This window comes from Pseudomonas sp. N-1-13 (assembly GCF_057787095.1).
Window position 1 is genome coordinate 4,991,454 of sequence record NZ_JBYNRI010000001.1, and the last position, 24,025, is coordinate 5,015,478.

The 24,025-nt window shown below is 61.9% G+C and carries 17 protein-coding genes, 1 tRNA gene and 1 pseudogene; 4 read left to right on the plus strand and 15 right to left on the minus strand.

The window, feature by feature from the left end; all coding sequences use genetic code 11:
• The first annotated feature begins 2 nt into the window (after positions 1 to 2).
• Positions 3 to 2,528: a PepSY domain-containing protein gene (locus tag AC3I65_RS22370; RefSeq protein ID WP_488524178.1), complete on the plus strand. Its 2,526-nt coding sequence runs from the start codon at positions 3 to 5 to the stop codon at positions 2,526 to 2,528.
• 153 nt (positions 2,529 to 2,681) lie between these two features.
• Here the strand turns inward: AC3I65_RS22370 and AC3I65_RS22375 are convergent, their stop codons facing one another.
• The 4 genes from AC3I65_RS22375 to ptsP all read right to left on the minus strand — a co-directional run bounded on the left by AC3I65_RS22375 (position 2,682) and on the right by ptsP (position 9,986).
• Positions 2,682 to 4,223, minus strand: a complete 1,542-nt coding sequence (locus tag AC3I65_RS22375) for an alkaline phosphatase D family protein (protein ID WP_488524179.1) — start codon at positions 4,221 to 4,223, stop codon at positions 2,682 to 2,684.
• A 200-nt stretch (positions 4,224 to 4,423) separates the two neighbouring features.
• A complete protein-coding gene (locus tag AC3I65_RS22380; protein WP_047229041.1) occupies positions 4,424 to 6,166 on the minus strand; it encodes a PTS fructose-like transporter subunit IIB in 1,743 nt (580 codons plus the stop codon).
• Positions 6,167 to 6,180: 14 nt separating this feature from the next.
• Positions 6,181 to 7,122: a 1-phosphofructokinase gene (gene pfkB, locus AC3I65_RS22385; protein WP_047229042.1), complete on the minus strand. Its 942-nt coding sequence runs from the start codon at positions 7,120 to 7,122 to the stop codon at positions 6,181 to 6,183.
• Positions 7,122 to 9,986, minus strand: coding sequence for a phosphoenolpyruvate--protein phosphotransferase (ptsP, locus tag AC3I65_RS22390; RefSeq protein ID WP_488524180.1), 2,865 nt, complete (start codon positions 9,984 to 9,986; stop codon positions 7,122 to 7,124). The genes pfkB and ptsP overlap by 1 nt, the downstream gene beginning before the upstream one ends.
• Positions 9,987 to 10,275: 289 nt before the next feature.
• On the opposite strand from ptsP, the gene cra reads away from it, so the two are divergent.
• Positions 10,276 to 11,271, plus strand: a complete 996-nt coding sequence (gene cra, locus AC3I65_RS22395; protein WP_047229044.1) for a catabolite repressor/activator — start codon at positions 10,276 to 10,278, stop codon at positions 11,269 to 11,271.
• A 20-nt stretch (positions 11,272 to 11,291) separates the two neighbouring features.
• On the plus strand, positions 11,292 to 12,068 hold the full coding sequence (locus AC3I65_RS22400; protein WP_488524181.1) for a TatD family hydrolase: 777 nt from the start codon (positions 11,292 to 11,294) through the stop codon (positions 12,066 to 12,068).
• Positions 12,069 to 12,126: 58 nt separating this feature from the next.
• On the opposite strand, the gene AC3I65_RS22405 is transcribed toward AC3I65_RS22400, so the two are convergent.
• The 5 genes and pseudogenes from AC3I65_RS22405 to AC3I65_RS22425 form a co-directional block, all read right to left on the minus strand.
• Positions 12,127 to 13,056 (minus strand): methyl-accepting chemotaxis protein, encoded by a 930-nt coding sequence (locus tag AC3I65_RS22405; RefSeq protein WP_370695208.1) that lies wholly within the window; start codon positions 13,054 to 13,056, stop codon positions 12,127 to 12,129.
• A pseudogene (locus tag AC3I65_RS22410) lies at positions 13,033 to 14,124 on the minus strand (methyl-accepting chemotaxis protein); the annotation flags it as partial. The gene AC3I65_RS22405 and the pseudogene AC3I65_RS22410, both read right to left, overlap by 24 nt.
• A 306-nt stretch (positions 14,125 to 14,430) precedes the next feature.
• Positions 14,431 to 15,267 (minus strand): regulatory signaling modulator protein AmpE, encoded by an 837-nt coding sequence (ampE, locus tag AC3I65_RS22415; RefSeq protein ID WP_076383532.1) that lies wholly within the window; start codon positions 15,265 to 15,267, stop codon positions 14,431 to 14,433.
• The gene (ampD, locus tag AC3I65_RS22420; RefSeq protein WP_047229048.1) at positions 15,264 to 15,824 is read right to left on the minus strand and encodes a 1,6-anhydro-N-acetylmuramyl-L-alanine amidase AmpD; all 561 of its coding nucleotides are present in this window, start codon (positions 15,822 to 15,824) and stop codon (positions 15,264 to 15,266) included. The genes ampE and ampD overlap by 4 nt, the downstream gene beginning before the upstream one ends.
• Positions 15,825 to 15,888: 64 nt before the next feature.
• Entirely contained in the window at positions 15,889 to 18,099 is a 2,211-nt protein-coding gene (locus AC3I65_RS22425; RefSeq protein ID WP_047229049.1) for a DUF1631 domain-containing protein, read from the minus strand.
• A 288-nt stretch (positions 18,100 to 18,387) separates the two neighbouring features.
• Between AC3I65_RS22425 and nadC the strand changes: the two genes are divergently transcribed.
• Positions 18,388 to 19,236, plus strand: coding sequence for a carboxylating nicotinate-nucleotide diphosphorylase (gene nadC / locus AC3I65_RS22430; RefSeq protein WP_488524182.1), 849 nt, complete (start codon positions 18,388 to 18,390; stop codon positions 19,234 to 19,236).
• A gap of 38 nt (positions 19,237 to 19,274) precedes the next feature.
• Here nadC and AC3I65_RS22435 read toward each other — a convergent pair whose 3' ends face one another.
• The 6 genes from AC3I65_RS22435 to rbfA form a co-directional block, all read right to left on the minus strand.
• Positions 19,275 to 19,580: a DUF6388 family protein gene (locus AC3I65_RS22435; protein ID WP_047229051.1), complete on the minus strand. Its 306-nt coding sequence runs from the start codon at positions 19,578 to 19,580 to the stop codon at positions 19,275 to 19,277.
• A 201-nt stretch (positions 19,581 to 19,781) separates the two neighbouring features.
• Positions 19,782 to 19,857 (minus strand) — tRNA-Thr (locus AC3I65_RS22440).
• Positions 19,858 to 19,982: 125 nt separating this feature from the next.
• Complete coding sequence (gene pnp / locus AC3I65_RS22445; protein WP_047229052.1) at positions 19,983 to 22,088, minus strand: polyribonucleotide nucleotidyltransferase; 2,106 nt, start codon at positions 22,086 to 22,088, stop codon at positions 19,983 to 19,985.
• Positions 22,089 to 22,263: 175 nt separating this feature from the next.
• Positions 22,264 to 22,533, minus strand: a complete 270-nt coding sequence (rpsO, locus tag AC3I65_RS22450) for a 30S ribosomal protein S15 (protein WP_024684882.1) — start codon at positions 22,531 to 22,533, stop codon at positions 22,264 to 22,266.
• A 142-nt stretch (positions 22,534 to 22,675) separates the two neighbouring features.
• Complete coding sequence (gene truB / locus AC3I65_RS22455) at positions 22,676 to 23,593, minus strand: tRNA pseudouridine(55) synthase TruB (protein WP_092394915.1); 918 nt, start codon at positions 23,591 to 23,593, stop codon at positions 22,676 to 22,678.
• Between the two features lie 3 nt (positions 23,594 to 23,596).
• On the minus strand, positions 23,597 to 23,998 hold the full coding sequence (gene rbfA / locus AC3I65_RS22460) for a 30S ribosome-binding factor RbfA (RefSeq protein ID WP_003177871.1): 402 nt from the start codon (positions 23,996 to 23,998) through the stop codon (positions 23,597 to 23,599).
• Between the last annotated feature and the right edge of the window lie 27 nt (positions 23,999 to 24,025).

Here is a 24,025-nt window from a genome sequence, read left to right on the forward strand (position 1 = left end):
ACGTGTTTAAGAAAACCCTGTTCCAGTTGCACTGGTTTTTCGGCATCAGCGCCGGGCTGGTCCTGGCGTTTATGGGCATTACCGGTGCCGCGGTGTCGTTTCAGGACGAAATCCTGCGGGCGTTGAACCCCCAGGTGTTGATGGTCCCGAAACAACCGGAAGGCGTCCTGCCGCCTGCCGAGCTGGTGCAACAGATCGAGGCCGCTTCCGGTAAAACCGTCGCCATGCTTTGGGTCGAGACCGACAGCGGCCACGCCGCACGGGCAATTTTCGCCGCCCCGCCTGGGGAAAAGCGCGGGCCCATGCGCTATTTCAACCCGTACAACGCACAATTCATGGGCGATGTGGTGGGCCAGGATCTCTTCGCTCTGATACTCAGGCTGCATCGCGTCCTGGCCTTGGAGGATGTGGGTCGACAGATTACCGGTGCCTGCACGCTGATCCTGGTGTTTTTCTGCCTGTCCGGGCTGTACCTGCGCTGGCCACGCCAATGGAAAAGCTGGCGTGCCTGGCTGACCCTCGACTGGGCGAAAAAAGGCCGCAGCTTCAACTGGGACCTGCACTCGGTGGCGGGCACCTGGTGCCTGGCGTTCTATCTGCTGGCGGCCCTGACCGGCCTGACCTGGTCCTACGATTGGTACAACAAAGGCGTGACCCACCTGCTCTCCGATTCCCCCGAAGAAGAACGGGTGCGCAACCGCGGCCCAGCGCCGAGCGGCCCGCCGCCGGTGGCCGACTATCGGGCCATGTGGAGCAGCATCTACAGCGCCGCGGGCCCTGGCCTGATCGCCTACAACGTGCGCATGCCGCCGGTGGCCGGGCAACCGGCAACGGTGTTCTACCTGCTGAAAAACTCGCCTCATGACCGGGCGCTGAACCAGCTCATCCTCGACCCGGCCACCGGTGTCATCAGTGGTCACAGCCGCTACAGCGACAAGAGCCTCAAGGCGCAGTTGCTGACCAGCGTCTACGCCTTGCATATCGGCAGCTATTTCGGCCTGATCGGGCGGATCCTGGTGACGGTCGCCGCGCTGACCATGCCGCTGTTCTTCATCACCGGCTGGTTGCTGTACCTGGACCGTCGCCGCAAGAAGCGCCAAATCAAGAATGCCCGCCAGGAGCTGGGTGCCAACCGCAGCGATGCGCCCGCCTGGCTGATCGGGTTCGCCAGCCAGAGCGGTTTCGCCGAGCAACTGGCCTGGCAGACCGCCGGCCAGCTCCAGGCTGCCGGTTTGCCGGTGAAGGTCCAGCCGCTGGCCGGTGTCAGCGAGCAGGAGCTGAGCAATTGCAGCCACGCCTTGTTCGTCGTCAGCACCTTTGGCGACGGCGAAGGACCGGACAGCGCCCGGGGTTTCGAGCGCAACGTGTTGGGTCGGACCATGAGCCTGGAGCGCCTGCAGTATTCGGTGCTGGGCCTGGGCGATCGGCAATACGAAAACTTCTGCGGCTTCGCCCGACGCCTGCACACCTGGCTGTCGGAGCACGGCGGCAAGACCCTGTTCGCTCCGGTGGAAGTCGACAGTGGCGACCCTTACGCCTTGCGTCACTGGCAACAGCAACTGGCCGAACTGACCGGCCAGGCTCCGCCGGACACCTGGCAGGCGCCCAGTTTCGAGAACTGGACCCTGCACCAGCGCACCTTGCTCAACCCCGAGAGCAGCGGCTCAGGCGTGTATCTGTTGGGCCTCACCGCGCCCGGCCCGAGCAGTTGGCTGGCCGGTGACCTGGTGGAAATCCTGCCGCGCAATGACCTGTCGGCCATCGACCATTTCCTGGAGGGCCTGGGCATCGCCGGCGTTGCTCGCGTGCAGGTCGATGGCTTGCCCCAGCGCCTCGATCAGGCCCTGGCCAACCGCCAACTGCCGGAAAATCGCGCCCATCTGGTGGGCATGCATGCCCAGGCCCTGGTGGATGCCCTGGCGCCACTGGCACTGCGCGAATACTCCATCGCTTCGATTCCCGCCGATGGCCTGCTGGAACTGATGGTGCGCCAGGAACGTCACGCCGACGGCAACCTGGGTATCGGCTCCGGTTGGCTCACCGAACATGCGCCGCTGGGCAGTGCCATCAGCCTGCGGGTACGCCGCAACAGCGGCTTCCATCTGCCGCCTCAGGGCGTGCCCATGATATTGCTGGGTAACGGCACCGGTCTGGCCGGCCTGCGCAGCCTGCTCAAGGCGCGCGTGGCCGAGGGCATGCAGCGCAACTGGCTGCTGTTCGGCGAGCGCCAGCGCGAGCATGATTTCCACTGCCGTGATGAGTTACAGGAATGGGTGACCTCCGGCGATCTGGAACGCCTGGACCTGGCGTTTTCTCGGGATCAGGAACAGAAAATCTACGTCCAGGACCGCCTGCGCGAATCCTCGGCCCTGCTCAAGCAATGGCTGGCCGACGGTGCGGCGATCTATGTCTGCGGCAGCTTGCAGGGCATGGCGTCGGGCGTGGAGCAGGTGCTCAACGACGTGCTCGGCGCCGCGGCAGTGGAGCGCTTGATCGAACAGGGCCGGTACAGGCGGGATGTCTACTGACAAACTCCCATCTTTAGTACCCCTGTGGGAGCAAAGCTTGCTCGCGATGGCGGACTGTCATTCAGCCATTTCTAGACAGATATACCGTTATCGCGAGCAAGCTTTGCTCCCACAGAGGCCTCTCCCACAGAGGTTCCTGGCGCGGACCAACAGTTAGACCGGCTGCAACTTCTTCTCGAACACTGCCACGCCCTCCAGATCCCGCAACACAACGCTCATCTCCCCGCTCTGGCCGTCGATGTTCACCTCGCCAAAGAACTGGTATCCGGCAAACGGCGACGTGTTCTGCGCCGGGGGGGCTTTCTGGAACACCACTTCGGGACCGAACGTCTTGTCCAGAGGATTGGGCCCGAAGCTGCCGGCATTCAACGGCCCGGCGACAAACTCCCAGAAGGGTTCGAAATCCTGGAACGCGGCCTGTTCCGGGTGGTAATGGTGGGCGGCGCAATAGTGCACGTCAGCGGTGAGCCAGACGTAGTTGCGCACCTGATGTTTGCGTAGGTAGCCGAGCAACTCGGCGATCTCCAGTTCACGGCCCTGGGCCGGCCCCGGATCACCGTTGGCGACCGCTTCCCAACGCGACACGCCGGGGCTGACTTCGCCGTCGGGCACACCCAGGCCGATGGGCATGTCGGCAGCAATGACTTTCCACTGGGCACGGGACTGCTTCAGTTCGCCCTTGAGCCAGTCCAACTGCTCGCGACCGAGAAAGGGTTTGGCCCCGCCGAGGTTGGCGTCGTTGGCTTCGCGGTAGCTGCGCATGTCCAGCACGAACACATCCAGCATCGGCCCGTAAGCGAGCTTGCGGTAGATCCGCCCGCCGCCGTCGGCCTTCTGCAAGCGCATGGGGGCGTATTCCAGCCAGGCCTGCCGCGCACGACCAACAAGACTGTGGATATCCTTGGTCTGGTAGCGTTCATCCAGTTGCTTGCCCGGCGACCAGTTGTTGACCACCTCATGATCGTCCCATTGCCAGATCTGCGGCACTTCGGCGTTGAAGCGGCGCACGTTCTCGTCCATCAGGTTGTAGCGGTAGTTGCCACGATATTCGTCCAGGGTCTCGGCGACCTTGCTCTTGGCTTCAGTGGTGAGGTTGCGCCAGATACGCCCGCCTTCGGTGGTGATCTGCGCCGGCACCGGACCGTCCGCGTAGATGGTGTCGCCGCTGTGGATAAAAAAATCCGGCAGGCGTAAACGCATGGCTTCGTAGATGCGCATGCCGCCAATGTCCGGGTTGATCCCGAAGCCCTGGCCGACGGTGTCGCCGCTCCAGACAAACCGGATGTTGCGCTTGAACTGCGGCACGCTGCGCAGGTGACCGAGCCAGGGCTCACTGGCGACACCGGTCTGGGCGTCTTCAAAATGCACGCGGTAGAAAATTGCCTGGTCAGGCGGCAGCCCGGTGAGCTCGACCCGGGCGGTAAAATCGCTGCGGCTGTCGACCAGTGGCGAGACGAAACGCCGCGGGTTGGGCAACTGGCTGCGGGTGTCCCATTCCACCACCATCCGGGCCGGGCGGTCGCAGCGGCTCCAGATCATCGCCCGGTCGCCCTGCAAATCGCCAGACTGCACGCCATCGGTGAGCACCGGGCGATCCTTGACTGAGGCAATCACCGCCGGCGCCAGCCCCGGCAACAACAACCCCGCCCCCACGGCTTGCATCACACGGCGACGGCCCAGGTCAAATTCGCTCATGGTGTTTCCCCCAAATGGGGAAACTTAAGCATGGCAGTGTTAATCAGGCGTGACAGGGATCTTGTGAACACCCCAAAACCACTGTGGGAGCGAGCCTGCTCGCGATTGCAGAGTATCAGGCAACCCATTGTCGACTGATACACCGCTATCGCGAGCAGGCTCGCTCCCACAGGGAATTTTCATTGTTCAAACTTAAGTGATCAGGCCTTGGCCGGCTCTAACGCCATCTCCACCACTTCCGGCCGCTTGAGCAGCGCATAGGACACCGCCGTCAGCAGACTCCCCGCCACGATCGCCAGCAAATACAACAACGCATGGTTGATGGCGTTAGGGATTAGCATCACGAACAGCCCACCGTGAGGCGCCATCAGTTTGCAGCCGAAGTACATCGACAGCGCACCGGTCAGTGCGCCACCAGCGATGCTGGCCGGGATCACCCGCAACGGGTCCTTGGCGGCGAACGGAATCGCCCCTTCGGAGATGAAGCACAGCCCCAGCACCAGCGCCGCTTTACCGGCCTCGCGTTCGGTCTGGGCAAACTTGCGACGGGCGATAAAGGTTGCGATGCCCAGGCCAATCGGCGGCACCATGCCAGCGGCCATGGCCGCCGCCATCGGAGCATAACTTTGCGACGCCAGCAGTCCCACGGAAAACGCATAGGCGGCCTTGTTGATCGGCCCGCCAAGGTCGACACACATCATCGCCCCCAGCAAAACACCCAACAGAATCGCGTTGGTGGTGCCCATGCTGTCGAGGAAATGGGTCAGGCCATCCAGCATGCCCGCCACCGGTTTGCCAACGATGTAGATCATCACCAGACCGGTAAACAGGCTCGCCAGCAGCGGGATGATCAGGATCGGCTTGAGCGCTTCCAGGCTCTGGGGCAGGCGCGCGTAGCGGTTGATCGCCTTGGCCGCGTAACCGGCCAGGAAACCGGCGATGATCCCGCCGATGAACCCCGCGCCCAAGGTGCTTGCGAGCATCCCGCCGATCATGCCGGGCGCCAGGCCGGGACGGTCGGCGATGGAATAGGCGATGTAGCCGGCCAGCAACGGCACCATCAGTTTGAACGCGGTGTCACCGCCGATCTGCATCAGCGCCGCCGCCAGCGTGCCGGGCTCCTTGAACGCGGTAATGCCAAACACGAACGACAAGGCGATCAACAGACCACCGGCCACCACCATCGGCAACATGAACGACACGCCGGTCAGCAGGTGCTTATAGACACCGGTCTTCTCCGTTTTTGCCGCAGCACTGGCACCGCCCGACGCGCTTTCCTGGCGGCCTTCGGCAAGCGCCTTGTTCAGGGTGGCTTCGGCCTGCTTCAAGGCAATGCCGGTGCCGCAGCGATAAATTTTCTTGCCGGCAAAACGCTCGGTGGCGACTTCGATGTCGGTGGCCAGCAGCACCACGTCGGCCTCGGCGATGGCCTCGGGGCTCAACGGATTGCGGGCGCCCACCGAGCCCTGGGTTTCCACCTGCAAGTCGTAACCGAGCTTCTTCGCTGCCTGCTGCAACGCCTCGGCGGCCATGAAGGTATGGGCCACGCCGGTTGGGCAAGCAGTGATGGCGACCAGACGAGGAGCCCGCTCAGCCGAAACCGCAGGTGTCTCTTCCAGCACATCCGACTCGACAAAAACCTTGGCCTCTTCGGCGCCGCGACGCAGCACCGAATCGACATCCTGCAGGGCCTGGGCCGGGGTGCTGCGGAACAGACGTTTGCCGACGAACCGCGACATATCCACCGGGCCGCTGGCCACCAGCAACACCCACTCGGCCGCTTCCAGGGTCGCCGCCGATAACTGGCGCTCCGGATGGGCCGTGTCATGGACTTCCACGCTGGTGCTCCAACCCTGGCGCTGGGCTGCCGCGTCCAGCAGGCGGGCGCACAACACACTGGTGACCATGCCGTTCGGGCAGGCCGTCACAATGGCTAATTTCATTCTTGCGAACCCTCTTATTGTTCGGTCAGGGGGCGCACGCGCACGCCCTGTTCAAGCGACGCCAGCAACGCGGTGTCATGGATGCCAAAACCGATCTGCGTCACGGCCATGGCGGCGATGGCCGTGGCGGTGCGCAGGGTCTGTTGCGGCGTATCGGCGCTGAGCAGGCCATGCAGCATGCCGGCCAGCAGCGAATCGCCGGCCCCCACGGTGCTGGCGACAGTGACGCTGGGCGGCGAGGCATGCAGCGCCGAACCGACACTGAACCAGTTCACGCCGTCGGCGCCGTGGGAAATCACCACATGCTCGATGCCTTGGGCGTGCAATCGTTGCGCCGCTTCCGCCTGGGCAAATTCGCTCACCACGTCGCAACCCAGCGCATCGGCCAGTTCCTCGGTGTTTGGCTTGATCAGCCACGGCCCCGCCGCGAGGGCGACGCGCAAGGCTTCGCCGCTGGTGTCGAGGGCCACGTTCAAGCCCAGTGCCTTCAAGCGAATGATCAGCGCCTGCAACCATTGCGGGCTGACGCCCCGGGGCAGACTGCCCGCCACTACCACGGCATCGTGGCCCGGGGCGATGTGTTCCAGTCGCTCAAGCAACGCTTGCTGCGCGGCGTCATCAACCACCGGACCTGGACCGTTGAGGTCTGTGATGCGTCCGTCCTGCTCGGCCAGCTTGATGTTGCTGCGGGTCTCCCCTGGGACGCGAATAAAGGCGTCGACAAAACCGCGCTGGGCGAACAGCGTTTCGAACGCCTGGGCGTTGTCTTCACCGAGAAAGCCACTGACGGTCACAGTGTGGCCGAGGTCAGCCAGCACCTGGGCCACGTTCACGCCCTTGCCGGCGGCGTGGCTGTGCATGGCATCGCTGCGGTTGACCTGACCGGGTTCCAGGCGCGCCAGTTCCACCGTGAGGTCGAGCGCCGGGTTGAGGGTCAGGGTAAGGATCTTGGCCATTACAGCGCCTCCACTAATGCGCGCACGTCATTGGCGCTGCCCACGGCCAAGGCCTCTTGGGCGAGGATTTGTACCTGCGCCAGGCTCACTTCGCGTACCCGCGCCTTGACCTCGGCAATGCTGCGGGCCGAAACACTCAGCTCGTCTACGCCCAGGCCCACCAGCACCGGCACCGCCAAAGGGTCGGCCGCCAGCTCACCGCACACGCCGACCCACTTGCCATGCGCATGGGCGGCACGCACGGTGATGTCGATCAGTTGCAGCACCGCCGGGTGCAGGCCGTCAGCCTGAGCCGAAAGGGTTGGGTGACCGCGGTCAATGGCCAGGGTGTATTGCGTCAGGTCGTTGGTGCCGACACTGAAGAAGTCGACTTCCTTGGCCAGCACCGGCGCCAGCAATGCCGCGGACGGCACCTCGATCATGATCCCCAGTTGCAGGTCCGCCACCGGGATCTCCAGGCGCAGGCGCTCGGTCATGTCCCGGGCCTGACGCCACTCATCGACGCTGCCCACCATCGGGAACATGATCCGCAACGGACGGTTGTCGGCAGAACGCAACAAGGCGCGCAATTGCGCCTCCATGACCTGCGGACGTTGCAAGGTCAGGCGAATGCCTCGCACGCCGAGAAACGGGTTTTCCTCTTTCGCGATCGGCCAGTACGGCAGCGGTTTGTCGCCGCCCACATCGAGGGTACGCACCACCAGCGGTCGCCCGGCCAGGCCATCGAGCACCTTGCGGTATTCGGCTTCCTGAGTCGCTTCATCGGGAGCCTGGGTATGAGCCATGAAAATCAGTTCGGTGCGCAACAGGCCAATGCCTTCGGCGCCCTGCTCCACCGCACTGGTGACCCCGGCGCTCTCGCCGATGTTGGCGAACACTTCCACGGCATGACCGTCACGGGTCAGCGCCGGTTGATGACGTTGTTCGGCAGCGACCTTGAGACGTTGCTCGCGGGTGTCGCGCTCTTCGGTGGCCCGTTGCAGCGTGGGCGCGTCGGGGTCCACGTGCAGGCGACCGCGCTGGCCGTCCAACAACAGTGAAGTGCCCGGCGCCAGCAGCAACACCGCCGCACCGGCCCCCACCAGCGCCGGGATCCCCAGGGCTCGGGCGACGATGGCACTGTGGGCGGTGGCGCCGCCGCGCGCGGTGAGAATCCCCGCTACGCGGGCGGGGTCCAGACGGGCGACGTCGGATGGGCCAACCTCGTCCATCACCAGAATGTAAGGTTGCTCGGGTTCGCTCGGGGTTTCGACGCCGCACAACTGCGCCAGCACACGCCGACCGACGTCCCGCAGGTCGGCGGCACGTTCGGCGAGCAGTGCGTCCTGCAGCGCTTCCTGTTCTTTGGCAGCCGCTTCGATCACGCCCATCCACGCCGCTTGCGCGCTCTCGCCCAGCTTCAATCGAGTGTCGACCTCATCGGTCAGCGCCGGGTCGTCGAGCATCTCCTGATGGGTGATAAAGATTTCGCGGATGGCCTTGGCCTTGGCGCGTTCGACCAGACCTTCGATGTCGCGGCGCACTTGGTTCAAGGCGTTTTGCAAGCGCTCACGCTCGATGGCCGCTGATTCGCCGCGCAACGGATAATCGAAGGCCTGCAACACCTGGATGTGGGCCGGGCCGATGGCAATGCCTGGAGCGGCGGCAACGGCCTGGATCAAGCTGCCGGATTCGGGCGCCAGCACGACGGCAGCCACTTCGGCCATGGTGGTTTGCTGAGGCGCACTCGGTGGCGGCAGCGGCTCGACTTCTTCGCCAAGGCCCTCTTCGATGGCGGCCAGCAGCGCCGGCAAGGCGTCAGCGGCGATGCTCGGTTCGGCGATGAACTCCAGGACCTGGCCGCGACGAGCGCCCAGGCTCAGCAATTTGCTCAGGCTCTTGACCGACACGGCGCTGTCCTGGCCGTCGACGATGCGCACGCGGATCTCGCCTTCGAAGCTTTTCGCCAGTTGCGCGAGGATCTTCGCCGGACGCGCGTGCAAACCATGGGCATTGGCCAGGCCGATGCGGGCGCTGGGCCAATCGGCGGGCAGTTCGCCGCCCAACACTTCCAGCACCTTGCGGCTGCTGGTGGCGCGACCCAGTTCATGGCCGCGGCCTTCGATCAACAACGCGCAGAGCCTTTCGAGCAAAGCCTGGTGAGCCTCGCCGAGGCTGGCGAGACAGAACAGACCGCTCAAGGGCTGACCGAGGTAACGGATGGGCTTGTCCGGCGTGACGAAGGCCAGGCCCGGACGCTTGACCGTCTGTTCGCTGTGCAGCCACCACAGGCCATCGCCCAATGGCAGCGCCTCGACCTGCTGCAACACTCCAGCAAAGCCGTTGCTCACACAGTCGGCCTGGCGCAGCAGACGGGCACCGCGCCAGACCAGCTCTTCGAAATCGTCGGCCGACACGCCGAGGCCGATCATCTGCGCATCCAAGGCCAGTTCCTGTGGCGCGCCTTGCAGCAGCTTCAACAGCGCTTCGGCCGAACCTGCGCGGCGCAGGGCCTGGCCCAGGTCGGTCTCGCCGAGGGCGCGGGTCAGCAGTTGCAAAAGACGCAAGTGTTCGTCGGACTTGGCCGCGATACCGATCGCCAGGTAAACGATCTGACCGTCACCCCAGTCCACACCGTCGGGGAACTGCAACAGACGCACACCGGTGGAGTACACAAGATCGCGGGTTTGCGGGGTGCCGTGGGGGATGGCAATACCTTGGCCAAGAAAGGTCGAGCCCTGGGCCTCGCGAGCCTGCAAGCCGGCCAGGTAACCCTCGGCTACAAGGCCATCGGCCACCAGTTTGTCAGCGAGCAATTGCAGCGCGGCGTCTTTATCCACAGCCGTCTGGGCCATGGATATCTGCTCTAGAGTGAGCTCGAGCATGCTTTCTCCTTTTTGGCGTCGGGTTGGCGCCAGGTATTGTTTTGAATGAATCAGCTTAGCGTTACAGGACGGCTTTTGGCGCTATCGCGGCAGACGGGCCAAAAAATCCTGCTAACCTTGAAAATACGCCTGCTGAAACGTTTAATCTAGAAAGATTGGCACGTTACTCGATAATCTCTCATCCTTGAAGTGCAACTTGTCGCCGCCGTCGCGACAGTAACCGTCGTCCTGAATCGGGTAGGATGCCCCTCATTGTCGGGGCAAACTCGAAAAAACAAGGAAAACCGGGTTGAAACTCAGTGATATCGCCCAGTTGGCCGGTGTGTCCGTGACCACCGCCAGCTATGTCATCAATGGCAAGGCCGAACAGCAACGCATCAGCAGCGCCACCGTCGAACGCGTACGCGCCGTGGTCGAGGAGCATGGCTTCACGCCCAACCCCCAGGCTGCCGGGTTGCGCAGCCGGCATACGCGCACGCTGGGTTTCATCCTGCCGGACCTGGAAAACCCCAGTTACGCCCGCATCGCCAAACTGCTGGAACAGGGTGCCCGAGCGCGGGGCTATCAATTGCTGATCGCCAGCTCCGACGATGCGCCCGAGAGCGAACGGCAACTGTTGCAACTGTTCCGCGCCCGACGTTGCGATGCGCTGATTGTCGCCAGTTGCCTGCCTGCCGGGGACGACAGTTATCGCCAGTTACAGGCCAAGGGTATCCCGATCATCGCCATCGACCGGGTGATGGAGCCTGCGCACTTCTGCTCGGTGATCAGCGATGACCGCCAGGCCAGCCTGCAACTGACCCGTAGCCTGCTGGAAACCAATCCCCGCCAGATCGCGCTGATCAGCGCCCGGCCCGAATTGAGCATCAGCCAGGAACGCACCGCCGGGTTCAACGAAGCCCTGGCCGGGTTCGAAGGCCAGGTGCTGATCGAGCACGGCGAGTCGTTCAGCCGTGAATGCGGTCGCCAGTTGATGGACGAATTGCTCGCGCGACTGGGGCACCTGCCTGATGCGTTGATCACCACCTCCTATGTGCTGCTGCAAGGGGTGTTCGACGCCCTGCACGACTTCCCGCTCAAGTCACGCCCACTACGGTTGGGCACCTTTGGTGATACGCAACTGCTGGACTTCCTGCCGCTGCCGGTCAACGCCATGTCCCAGCAGCACCAACTGATCGCCGACAAAGCCCTGGCGCTGGCCCTGGCCGCCATCGAAAACGATGATTACCAACCCGGTGTGCAGGCCATCCCACGCACGTTCAAGCAGCGCATTCATCAGGGCTGAGCATTCTTCAGGATTGAAGCATGGAACTGATCGATACCCACACCCATCTGGATTTCCCCGACTTCGATGCGGATCGCCCGGCGCTGCTGGCCGAAAGCCGCGCCTTGGGCGTGCGGCAGATGGTGGTGCTGGGGGTGTATCGGGATAACTGGCAACGGGTGTGGGATCTGGTGCAAAGCGACCCGGACCTGCACGCCGCGCTGGGCCTGCATCCAGTGTATCTCGACCAGCATCGCCCCGATGATCTGGGGCAATTGCGCCAATGGCTGATCCGCCTGGCTGGGCATCGGCAGTTGTGCGCGGTGGGGGAAATCGGTCTGGACTACTTCATCCAAGCCCTGGATCGGGAGCGCCAGCAGGCATTGTTCGAGGCGCAACTGCAACTGGCGGCGGAATTCCAATTGCCGGCGCTGATCCACGTGCGCCGCAGCCACGCCGCCGTGATCGCCACCCTCAAGCGCATTGACCTCAAGCGCGGGGGGATTATCCACGCTTTCGCCGGCAGTTTTGAGGAGGCTCGCGAGTACATCAAGCTCGGCTTCAAGCTCGGCCTTGGTGGCGCCGCCACTTGGCCTCAGGCCCTGCGCATGCATCGGGTACTGGCAAAACTGCCGCTGGACGCGGTGGTGCTGGAAACCGATTCGCCGGACATGGCCCCGGCGATGTTCCCCGGCCAACGCAACAGCCCGGCGCATTTACCGGCCATTTGTGAAGCACTGGCTCGGATCATGACAATCAGCCCTGAGCAGCTGGCAGAGGCCAGCACGGCCAACGCCCGCCAATTGTTCAATTGGTGACCCCCTGTGGGAGCGGGCTCGCTCCCACATTGGATCGGTGGTGAGCACCATCCTTTAACTACACCCGAAACGCATTGATCAACTGCTTGAGCTGCACCACTTGGGCGGACAACTCACGGCTGGCGTCCTCGGTCTGGTGCGCGCCTTCGGCGGTGCGTTCACCGGCGCGATTGATCTCGACGATGTTCTGGTCGATGTCATGGGCCACGGCCGTCTGCTGCTCCACCGCTGCGGCGATCTGCTGGTTCTGGTCGACGATCATACCGACGGCGCCGAGGATATTTTCCAGCGCCTGCTGGACCTTTTCCGACTGCCCCACCGTGCCACTGGCCATCTCATGGCTGGTGCCCATGGCTTTGACGGCAGCACCCACGCCGCCGTGCAGGCGGGTGATCATTTCTTCGATTTCTTCGGTCGATTGCTGGGTGCGCTTGGCCAGGGTCCGCACTTCGTCAGCCACCACCGCGAAACCGCGCCCCTGCTCTCCGGCCCGTGCGGCTTCGATCGCGGCGTTGAGCGCCAGCAAGTTGGTCTGTTCGGCGATGCTCTTGATCACGTCCAGCACACGACTGATGGCCTGGCTGTCAGTCGCCAATTGATTGATCACCTGCACCGACTGATCGATCTCGCTGGCCAAACGCACGATGCTGCTCTGTTGCGACTCCACCAGCCCGCGCCCGCTGAGGGTTTCGTCGTTCACGCTGTGGGCGCTACTGACCGCCGCGGCGGCGCTACGAGCCACTTCCTGGGCGGTGGCCGACATCTGGTTCATCGCCGTGGCGACCAGTTCGATCTGGCTGCGCTGTCCGGACACGGCCTGGTTGCTCTGGGCCGACACCGCCTCCACCTGCCCGGCCTGGCGCTCGACCTCGGCAACGGTCCGGCCGACCTGTTCGATCAGGTCATGGATCTTCGCCACCGTGCCATTGAACACTTCACCCAACTCCCCCAACTCATCCTTGCTGCGCGCCACGAAGTTGACCGTCATGTCGCCCGCTGCGACCTTGTCCATCATCTCGCCGAGATGTTTGAGTGTGGTGCGGGTCGAGGCGTAGAAGCCGGCGTACAGGTAAAAGATCAGCAGAAATACGGCGACCAGCGCAACGGCTTGCAGCACCATGTGGCTGCGGTTCTGCTCCAGGCGATGCTGCAACTGAACATCCAGAAAACCCAGGGTTACGTCGTTCAGTCGGTAGGTTTGCTCCATCAGACTGCTGACCTGCTCGTAAAACGGCAGCCATGGAGCATCCAGCGTGTCAGCCATCACCACCTGTTCTTCGATCAGTTCACCGGCTTTCTTCAAGGTTGCCTTGCTGCCTTCGGCCTGACTGGCAAGCGCCTGCTCGGCCGCCTTGCTGGAACCCAGGGCGTCCTGAAGCTTGAGGTCATATTCACCCTGCAGCTTTTCGATTTGCCCCAGCAACTCGTCGAACCGGGTGCTCGACGCCGAATTGAGAAAGCCCAGGCCCAGGGACGCAGCGCCCAGCGCACGGCCTTCACCGAGGGTTTGGGTCACGTTGGGGGTCACGCTGATGATCAATTCGCTCAGTTGGCGGATGTCGCCCTGGTTGTCGCGGCTCAGGCCAGCCTGGCTGGCGATGATTTGACTGAACATCTGCGCGCTGTTGAGCAGCTTGCCAATCAGTGCGCTTTTGCTTTGCAGGGAGCGCTCGGCCTGCTGGGCCTTGAAAGCGGCAATCATTTCGTCGCGCTTGGCATCGAAGGCGCTGACCTGTTCAGGATCGACGGCCATGGCTTTCAAGCTCTGCAACCGCGCCAGCACCTGCTTTTCAAGGGCGCCGATCTTCGCCTCCACGTCCCCGGCCTTGCCGGACTGACCGAGGCTGGCATTGATCTGCACCAGATTGTTCAGGGTTTCCAGGTCGCGCCGCAGGGTCAGGCTGTTGCCCAGCAGATCGAGGCTTTGCAGCTCCACTTGCGTGCCCTGGAATTCGCGATAGGAATCGCGCACCAAAAAGAAATTGGTCACCAGCATCGGCAGCAGGAACAACACGCTGATCAGGCTGAACTTCATGCCGAAGCTCAGGCGGTTCATCAGCGCGACGGCGGGCCAGAGCAAACTCTTCACAAGGAAGTCTCCCGGTTGTATTTCTTGTTTTTATGGGCAGGCGCACAGAGACAGCAGATAGCCACTATTTGGGCGCTGTCCCTGTATAGCCTAAATCGGCGGGAAGATTTGTAACTTAAGGTTAACGACGAGCCGTGGCACGGTTCTTGTGGCGAGGGGATTTATCCCCGCTGGGGCGCGAAGCTGCCCCTAGCTATCTTAAAGCCCGCAATCAATGGGGCTGCTGCGCATCCCAGCGGGGATAAATCCCCTCGCCACAGAGCGTGCGTATGCCTAAGCCAGCACTGTCCACAGTGCAAACCCGGCATACCAGAGCACCGCCGCACGCAACAACAGCTCCCACAGCCGATCCAGGCTGTTGATGCCGTCCGGGCCCGCGACAGGGTCGGGAATCTCGCCGGCCACCAGCCCGACCTTGCCGATCAGGTCTGCTGCGCTGATATTCCAGTTCAGCAACTCATGCAGCATGACCCGGCTGACTGCCACGAAGTTGCCCACCAGGGCGAAGCTCGCGGTCAGCAACCGCACCGGCACCCAATCGAAGGCATGGCGCAACTGCGTCGCCCGCTCGGCCACGCCGGGGTTCTGACTGTGCTCGGCGGCCAGCGCCAGCAGGCGATAGCTCAGCGCCGCGACCGGCCCCAGCAGGAAATACCAGAAAATCACCGCGAAAAAACTCTGATAGGCCTGCCACAGCAGATGCCCCTGGACCCGCTCCAGCAACTGCTCGCCGCTATCGGCCTCGATATTCAGGTCGCGCTTGGCCACATGGTCGGCCGCCTGCAGGTCTTCCCGTCGCCAGGCGTCACGAAACGGCCCCAGGTCAGCGAGCAGATCCCCTCGACCGAGGCTGTAAATCACCACCAGCAGATGCACCGGTAGTGCCAGCAGACCATAGGCCACCGGCTCCAATACCCACAGTAACAAGGCCAGCAGCGCCACGGGCAGCAGGACCAGCACAACCAGCACCAGCCAGGGCCGGTTGACCCAGCGTGGGTTCGTCTCGAGTTTGTTCAGTTCGCGCAGCCAACCGCCGTCACGCTGGACCCGATGGCGCAACGCCGAGAATTTCTCGATCCAGATCGCCAGCAGCAGCACCAGAAAACTCATTGCCCTTCCCCTTCTATCAAGGCAGCGCGGTAGCGCGCCCAGTCGAATGCCGGTCCCGGATCGGTCTTGCGACCCGGGGCGATGTCGCTGTGCCCGCAGATGCGCTGCAGCGTGATCGCCTTGAACGCCGCCTGCAACTGCCGGGTCAGGCAGACCAATGCGGCATATTGCGCGTCAGTGAAGGGCAGATCGTCGGTGCCTTCCAGCTCGATGCCCAGGGAAAAATCGTTACACGTCTCCCGCCCTTCGAAACACGAAACGCCCGCGTGCCAGGCACGATCCAGACAGGAGACAAACTGGGTAATCGCGCCGTCACGCTCGATCAGAAAATGCGCAGACACACGCAGATCGGCGATACCGGCAAAATAGGGGTGTTGCGTGACATCCAGACGATTCTGGAAAAACTCCTGCACCTTGCCCGTGGAAAACTGTGCCGGCGGCAGGCTGATGTTGTGGATCACCAGCAGTGAAATTTCGCCTTCGGGGCGCGCATTGAAGTTGGGTGATGGGCAATGCCGCACGCCATCGCACCAACCACTGGCGGGGTCCAACTGCATACAGGTTCCTTCGATGACGTCAGTGAATGCCGCCAGTATGCCGCGATCGGCCCTGGCTGTGCGATCACTTGCCGCGATTGAGCTGACGCAGATTGCCCAGCACCGATTCCAGCGCCCGGTCGAACAGTAAGGTGTCGTCCAACAGACGCGCCGTCCCTCGGCGAAATTCCAGGGCCAGGCTGGTGCGGCTGTGCTCCAGCACTTTGAGGCCCGTGCGGTTGACGAAGACATATTTGCCGGTGGCCTCGATGATCGCCGCCAGTTTGCAACGCAGGCTGTTGTCATCGTCCTCCTGGAACTCAACCCAGCTTCCCAATCGCAACTGATCGACCTGAAGCAGGCCCACATCATCGGCCGGCAAGTGCACCGCCGCACTGTCTTCCGGGGCCTTTTGAGCGGTGCGCAGGACAATTTTCTCCGAGACCTGGACCATGACCGGCGAATTGAACGACTGGGTTTGTTCCGTTGCCTGTCCCATGCGTTCGAGGGCCAGCACGTGGAGGGTTTCCAGCTCGCTGAAAAACTCGCTGGTGGCAAACGGGTCGAACGCCGAACGGCTCAGGCCTTCACGCAAGGCTTTGAGCAGCTGCGGCACTATCGTCAGCAAGCGCAGGCCGGCATCCGGTTCTTCGTGATGCTGGACGCTCCAGATCAGTTCTTCCAGCGTCAAAACGTCGGCCTGCCACTCGGCTGAATATTTGCCGTGCTTGAAGCAGGTCAGCAATAACACCTGGCTCCAGGCGTGCTGCACGAACTCCACCACCGCTTGCGGCAACACTTTGCCCAGCATGACCTGGTTCAGCACGCCTTCGACGCGCAGGCGCGCCAGTTCGGCCTTGGCCCGACCTTCTTCGGCGTCACGAATACGCTGTTCGAGCAATTCGCTGCGACGTCTTTCATCGCTGGTGAAGGCCAGGAAATCGGCCAGCAATTCAGAGAAGATCGCCGGGTCATCGACAAAGTCATTCAACAACCGCTGCACCACCTGTTCGATGCGCAGATAGAGGCTGTCGCGCTGATGGTCGTCGCAATCGCCCCAGCCGGTGGCAGCAGCGGCGATTTCATTGAGCAGCCGTCGGGCCGGATGATTGCCCCGACTGAAAAAGCTCTTGTCCTGCACCGCAACCTTGAGCATCGGAATCTGCAGACGGCCGATCAACGCCTTGAAGGAGTCCGGCAGGTTATGGTCGTCGAGGATGAATTCAAACATCATCGAGATCAGGTTGATCACGTCTTCATCGGCGTCGTCGACCACCCGCGACTTGCCGCTTCTGACGCTGACCCGGGTCAGCAGCTGTTCGAGTTGGCTGCGCAGGTCGAACTCATCCTCGATGGCAGGCGCCGGCACGTACTGCTGCAAATGGGAGAGCAGGCGCAGCAAATCACGGGTCGAGATCGGTTGAGCCGGTGCGCTGGCCTCCAGAGTCGGGGCCACGCTGCCACGCACCTGCATCAATAGTTTCTGCAACGCAGCAAATACTTCCTGCACGCTGTCATCGACTTCGGCGGCCTTGGGGCCGGCACTTTCAGTCTTGGTACGCGGGGCCTCATCGGCGCGATCCGACGCTCGTCGCGAGGGTGAAATCTTGAGATCCGGCAGGATGCCCGTAGCGGCCAGCAACTGGTTGGCCTCGGTATACAGTTGATCGCACTCGCTGAGCACATAGCGCTCGAACAATTTGAGCAAGATCAGCTTGACCTTGATCTCCACCCCCAGGTTGCGACCGGCCTGTAGAAAGTTTTCACACAGCAGCGCTGGACTCAAAGGGTTCTGCTGGTTTGCCAGCGGCCTGGTGAGCAAGACGCTGAGCCGTGCAGTCAGCTGCTCAAGAGCCACGCTATCGCGACTGAGCACACGGGTGACCATGGCCTCCACCGCCAGATGACGCTCCAGGTCATCATGCGTGCGCTGAACCTGAGGGCCGGAGGTATGGGTCGGCGCCAAGGTGGCTTGGGTCGGGTCGTATTGGGCGAGGCTGACAAAGGCTTCGAAAAACTGCTCGATAAATTCGCGCTCAATGCTTTTGCGCTTGAGGCGCAAGTCCCGCATGGCTTCGAAGAACAGGTTCTGATCGACATCGTTGCGCGCCCGATCGGCCATTTCAAACAGCGTGTCGTCGGCATTGTCGAACAGCCCCTGCAAACCAAGGCGCAACTGCTGGGCGGCCTTGTCGCGCACCTGAAGCAGAATCACAGGCAGGCGGGCGAGCGGCGAGCGGTTCGCCTGATCGGTAGAAACCTTGTGCAAGGGCACTACATTCCCGTCGTTGTGCATCCTGGTCTCCTGAAAGGGTGCTCTTGCGCTCGAAACGTCAAAGCCATGACGTCAATCGAAAGGCGGATTATCTGGTAAAAGAACCCGGTCATGCCAGCAGACTCTGTGACCCAGGTCGAAATACTCCGCAATAAGTGACCGGACAATCGGGGAAATGTTGCGAGGATGCGACCAAATGCAGGTTTCGATGCCTGGCGCAGACGTCCGGCGCCGTCCCCCATAAGGAACATTGTTTGTGAGACAAGCCACTGGCCCTATAATCGGGCCACTTTGTTTGTGGAGCCCGTTATGCCGAATCTACGTCTCGCCGATCTGACCGCCGAAATCGAGGCCAACGTGCGCCGCGCGTTGCTCGAAGACATCGGCAGCGGCGACATCACCGCGCAACTGATCCCCGCCGAACGCCTGGCCAAAGCCACCATCATTACCCGGGAAGCCGCAGTCATCAGCGGCACGGCCTGGGTCGATGCCGTGTTCCGGCAACTGGATCCGCGCGTCGCCGTGCATTGGCAAGTACGCGATGGCGACCGGGCAAGCCCCGACCAGGCGCTGTTCCACCTCGAAGGCCCGGCCCGCTCGCTGCTGACCGGCGAACGCAGCGCGCTGAACTTTCTGCAGATGCTTTCTGGCGTGGCCAGCCGGGCCCGCTACCTGGCCGACTTTGTGGCCGACACCCAGGTCAAGCTGCTGGACACTCGCAAAACCCTCCCAGGGCTGCGCCTGGCCCAGAAGTACGCCGTCACCTGTGGCGGTTGCCATAACCACCGCATCGGCCTCTACGATGCCTTCCTGATCAAGGAAAACCACATCGCAGCCTGCGGCGGCATCGCCCAGGCCATTGCCGCCGCCCACAAGATCGCACCGGGCAAACCGGTGGAAATCGAAGTGGAAAGCCTGACTGAATTGAAAGAAGCGCTGGCGGCCAATGCCGACATCATCATGCTCGACGAACTGAGCCTGGATGACATGCGCGAAGCCGTACGCCTGAACGGCGGCAAGGCGAAGCTGGAGGCCAGCGGCGGGATCAACGAAAGCACGTTGCGCCCGATTGCCGAGACCGGGGTGGACTACATCTCGATCGGGGCAATGACCAAGGATGTGAAAGCGGTGGACCTGTCGATGCGGCTCAGTCTCTGACAACAAAAAACGCCAGCCTCAAAAGGCTGGCGTTTTTATCAGACCACCAGATTATTCATCTCGCAGTATTCATCCCATTCCACACCCAGTACCTCGGCCGCTTCCTTGTGCAAGGCAAGGCGCTGTTCCTCGAACTCTTCAGGTGTGCTGGTGTACTTGAGCGTCAACTCCCAAGGCTGTAATCCCTGGGCTTCGGCCTCATCCTCGAACGCCCACTGGATCTGGTCTTTTTGATCGTCGGCGCTCAGGTCCTTGATCTCTTCGAGCAACTGGGGCGCATCCAGCACGTACTTCTTCAGTGCTTCTTCGTGTCTGGCTTCCTGGGTCAATGCTTTAGCAGTCATGGCGTTCTCGTTGATCTGGGGAATGGAAGATGGATCTGGATCATCAAGGATCTCTCTGACGCAAAAAACCGTGTGAAGCCCGGTTTATCTGGCCTTCAGAACCATTCGGGGATCATCTGAAAACAAATGTGTGTGCTTTTTGGGACAAGGGAATCCTAACAGAGACACAAGCCTGTGCAACAACCGCAAGTGAGAAGAACCTGGTGCCCGAGACAGGAATCGAACCTGCGACCTTCGCGTTACGAGTGCGCTGCTCTACCGGCTGAGCTACACGGGCGGTGGGCTAAACCTAGCACTGAGCTTATGGCCAGGCAACCTGCGACACGGTGATTTCCCGCACACAGCAAAACGCCCCGAACCAGTCGGGGCGTTTGCTTGTTCAGCGGCTAAGCGAGGGGGTGATTAAACGCCCGACGCCTTGGCTGCCGCTACGTCCTTGATGGACAGCTTGATACGACCGCGGTTGTCCACGTCCAGTACCAGCACTTCCACTTCCTGACCTTCTTTGAGGATGTCGGTCACTTTCTCGACGCGAGCATCGCTCAGCATGGAGATGTGAACCAGACCGTCCTTGCCCGGCAGGATGTTGACGAACGCGCCGAAGTCGACGATGCGCTCAACCTTGCCCACGTAGATCTTGCCGATCTCGGCTTCTGCGGTGATGCCCAGGACGCGCTGACGTGCTGCTTCTGCCGCTTCCTTGGTTTCGCCGAAGATCTTGATCGAGCCGTCGTCTTCGATGTCGATCGAAGCCTTGGTTTCTTCACAGATCGCACGGATGGTCGCGCCGCCTTTACCGATGACATCACGGATTTTGTCGGTGTCGATTTTCATCGCGATCATGGTCGGAGCGTTTTCCGACAACTCGGTACGCGACTGACCAATGATCTGGTTCATCTGGCCGAGAATGTTCAGGCGCGCTTCCAGGGCTTGGCCCAGGGCGATTTCCATGATCTCTTCGGTGATGCCCTTGATCTTGATGTCCATCTGCAGTGCGGTCACGCCTTTGGCGGTACCGGCCACTTTGAAGTCCATGTCGCCCAGGTGGTCTTCGTCACCCAGGATGTCGGTCAGGACGGCGAACTTCTCGCCTTCTTTCACCAGACCCATGGCGATACCGGCAACCGGAGCCTTCATCGGCACACCGGCGTCCATCAGGGCCAGGGAAGCGCCGCAGACCGAAGCCATGGAGCTCGAACCGTTGGACTCGGTGATTTCCGATACCACGCGAATGGTGTACGGGAACACGTCAGCGGCTGGCAGCATGGCCTGGACCGAACGACGGGCCAGACGGCCGTGACCGATTTCGCGACGACCGGCGCCACCCATGCGACCACACTCGCCCACCGAGAACGGAGGGAAGTTGTAGTGCAGCATGAACGGGTCTTTTTTCTCGCCTTCCAGGGTGTCCAGCAGTTGCGCGTCACGGGCGGTGCCCAGTGTTGCAACGACCAGGGCCTGGGTTTCGCCACGGGTGAACAGCGCCGAACCGTGGGTCTTTGGCAGAACGCCGACTTCAATGTTCAGCGGACGCACGGTGCGAGTGTCGCGACCGTCAATGCGTGGCTTGCCGTTGACGATGTTTTCGCGAACGGTGCGGTATTCGATTTCACCGAAAGCGGCTTTGACTTCAGCGGCAGTCGGCTGGCCTTCTTCACCGGACAGCTTGGCAACCACCTGGTCTTTCAGCTCGCCCAGGCGCGCATAACGATCGGCCTTGACGGTGATGGTGTAAGCCTGGGAGATCGCTTCGCCGAACTCGGCACGGATCGCGCCCAGCAGTTCGGTGGCTTCGGCTTGTGGAGCCCAGGTCCAGGTTGGCTTGGCGGCTTCGGCGGCCAGTTCCTTGACGGCGTTGATCACCACCTGGAACTCGTCGTGGGCGAACAGTACAGCGCCCAGCATCTGGTCTTCGGTCAGCTCTTTGGCTTCGGATTCAACCATCAGCACGGCTTCGGAAGTACCGGCCACGACCATGTCCAGGCTCGAAGCTTTCAGTTGCTCGTAGGTCGGGTTCAGCAGGTAGCCGGTGCTTTCGTGGAACGCAACGCGGGCAGCGCCGATCGGACCATCGAAAGGAATGCCGGAGATCGCCAGCGCGGCCGAAGTACCGATCATCGCAGCGATGTCCGGATCAGTCTTCTTGCTGGTGGAAACGACGGTGCAGACAACCTGCACTTCGTTCATGAAGCCTTCTGGGAACAGCGGACGGATCGGACGGTCGATCAGTCGGGAAGTCAGGGTTTCCTTCTCGGAAGGACGGCCTTCGCGCTTGAAGAAACCGCCAGGGATCTTACCGGCAGCGTAAGTCTTTTCCTGGTAGTGGACAGACAGAGGGAAGAAGCCCTTGCCTGGATCGGCTTGCTTGGCACCGACAACGGTCACCAATACGCTGACGTCGTCGTCAACGGTGACCAGCACTGCGCCGGAGGCCTGACGGGCGATACGGCCAGTCTCGAGGGTAACGGTCGACTGACCGAACTGGAATTTTTTGATTACCGGGTTCACGGTGTCCTACCTTCTTTGTGGCTCTTGGGGAACTTGTCTTCTTGCGAAATTCTTGGGCAGTGCGGGGAATCGGCCCAACGACTGTCCAGATAAAACTTGAGGCTGGGAGCCTGCCGGCTGCCGGCGCAAAACGCAGGCAACAGGCAGACAACCAACCTCATAGCGCAATCGCTGATTAGCGACGCAGACCCAGGCGACCGATCAAGGTGCTGTAACGACTTACGTCCTTACCCTTGAGGTAATCCAGCAGCTTACGACGCTGGTTTACCATGCGGATCAGACCACGACGGGAGTGGTGATCTTTACCGTTGGCCTTGAAGTGACCCTGCAGTTTGTTGATGTTGGCGGTCAGCAGTGCAACTTGCACTTCTGGCGAACCAGTATCACCAACAGCTTGCTGGTAGTCGGTCACGATCTGAGCTTTTTCTTCAACGCTGAGTGCCATGTGGCTTTCCTCTTGTAAGGTACCGTTCCCAAGGAAACCGTACCAACAGGCCAGGGACAAATCCCTGTATCTATAAATGAGTAGTGACCGTGCCTGTTAACAGCCACACTCGCCAACCTGCTGTTACACAGGCTGGTTCCGGTCATTCCGACCGAATCAGTCGACGCGGCGCAATGCGCCCGTCTTCGCTCACTTCACCGATACCGATGAAGCGGCCATTGTGATCCTGTACCCGTACCATGCCGAACTTCGGTGCATCCGGAGCACGTACCGGTTGGCCGTTGAGCCAGTAGAACGCGCTGTGCTCGGAGAACTGCAACAGTGGCCAGTCCAGCAGGCCGCTGTCCGATGGCATCAGGAAACGGTCGACCGCTTCGTTGCCGCCTTCGGCATGTACCGCTTCGAGCTCTTCCAGCGTGACCGTCTGGGCCAGCGTGAAAGGTCCGGCCTGGGTCCGTCGCAGTTCGGCCACGTACGCACCACAGCCGAGCTTTTCACCGATATCCTCCACCAGGGTGCGGATATAGGTGCCTTTGCTGCAATCGACTGCCAGCCGCGCAGTATTACCGTCAAAGGCCAGCAATTCCAAGCGCGCAATAGTAACAGAACGCGGTTCACGCTCCACTACTTCGCCTGCACGGGCCAGCTTGTATAACGGCTGGCCATCACGCTTGAGAGCAGAGTACATCGGCGGTATCTGGCTGATTTGTCCGCGAAAACCCGGCAACACAGCCTCGACATCAGCCTGACCAACGGTCACCGGCCGCTCCAGCAACACCTCACCTTCGGCGTCCGCCGTGGTGGTGGTCTTGCCCAGTTGCGCCAGGGTTTCGTAACCCTTGTCGGAATCGAGCAGATACTGAGAGAACTTGGTCGCCTCGCCAAAACACAGTGGCAACACGCCGGTAGCCAGCGGATCGAGACTGCCGGTGTGCCCGGCTTTCTCGGCATTGAGCAGCCAGCGAACCTTCTGCAACGCCGCGTTGGAGGTGAACCCCAGCGGTTTGTCGAGCAGGATGATGCCGCTGACGTTACGGCGGATACGTTTGACCTGAGCCACCATTTACTCCTTGGTGTCTTCGGGTTCAGCCGCAACCGGGTGCTGACTGTCTTCAGCCACGGCGCGCTCGATCAGTGCCGACAGGTGCGCGCCTCGCACGACGCTTTCGTCGTAGTGGAAGTGCAACTGTGGAACGCTGCGCAGCTTCATCTCCCGGGCCAACTGCATCCGCAGGAAACCGGCAGCCGAGTTGAGCACCTTGATGCTTTGGGCGATTTCTTCGGCGCTGTCCTGCCCCATCACGGTGATGAAAATCTTTGCATGACCGACGTCACGGCTGACTTCCACTGCGGTAATGGTGACCAGGCCGACGCGCGGGTCTTTGACTTCGCGACGGATCAGTTGGGCCAGCTCGCGCTGCATCTGATCGCCGATTCGTTGGGTACGGCTATATTCTTTTGCCATGTCTTGTTACCTGTTACTGCCCCACGG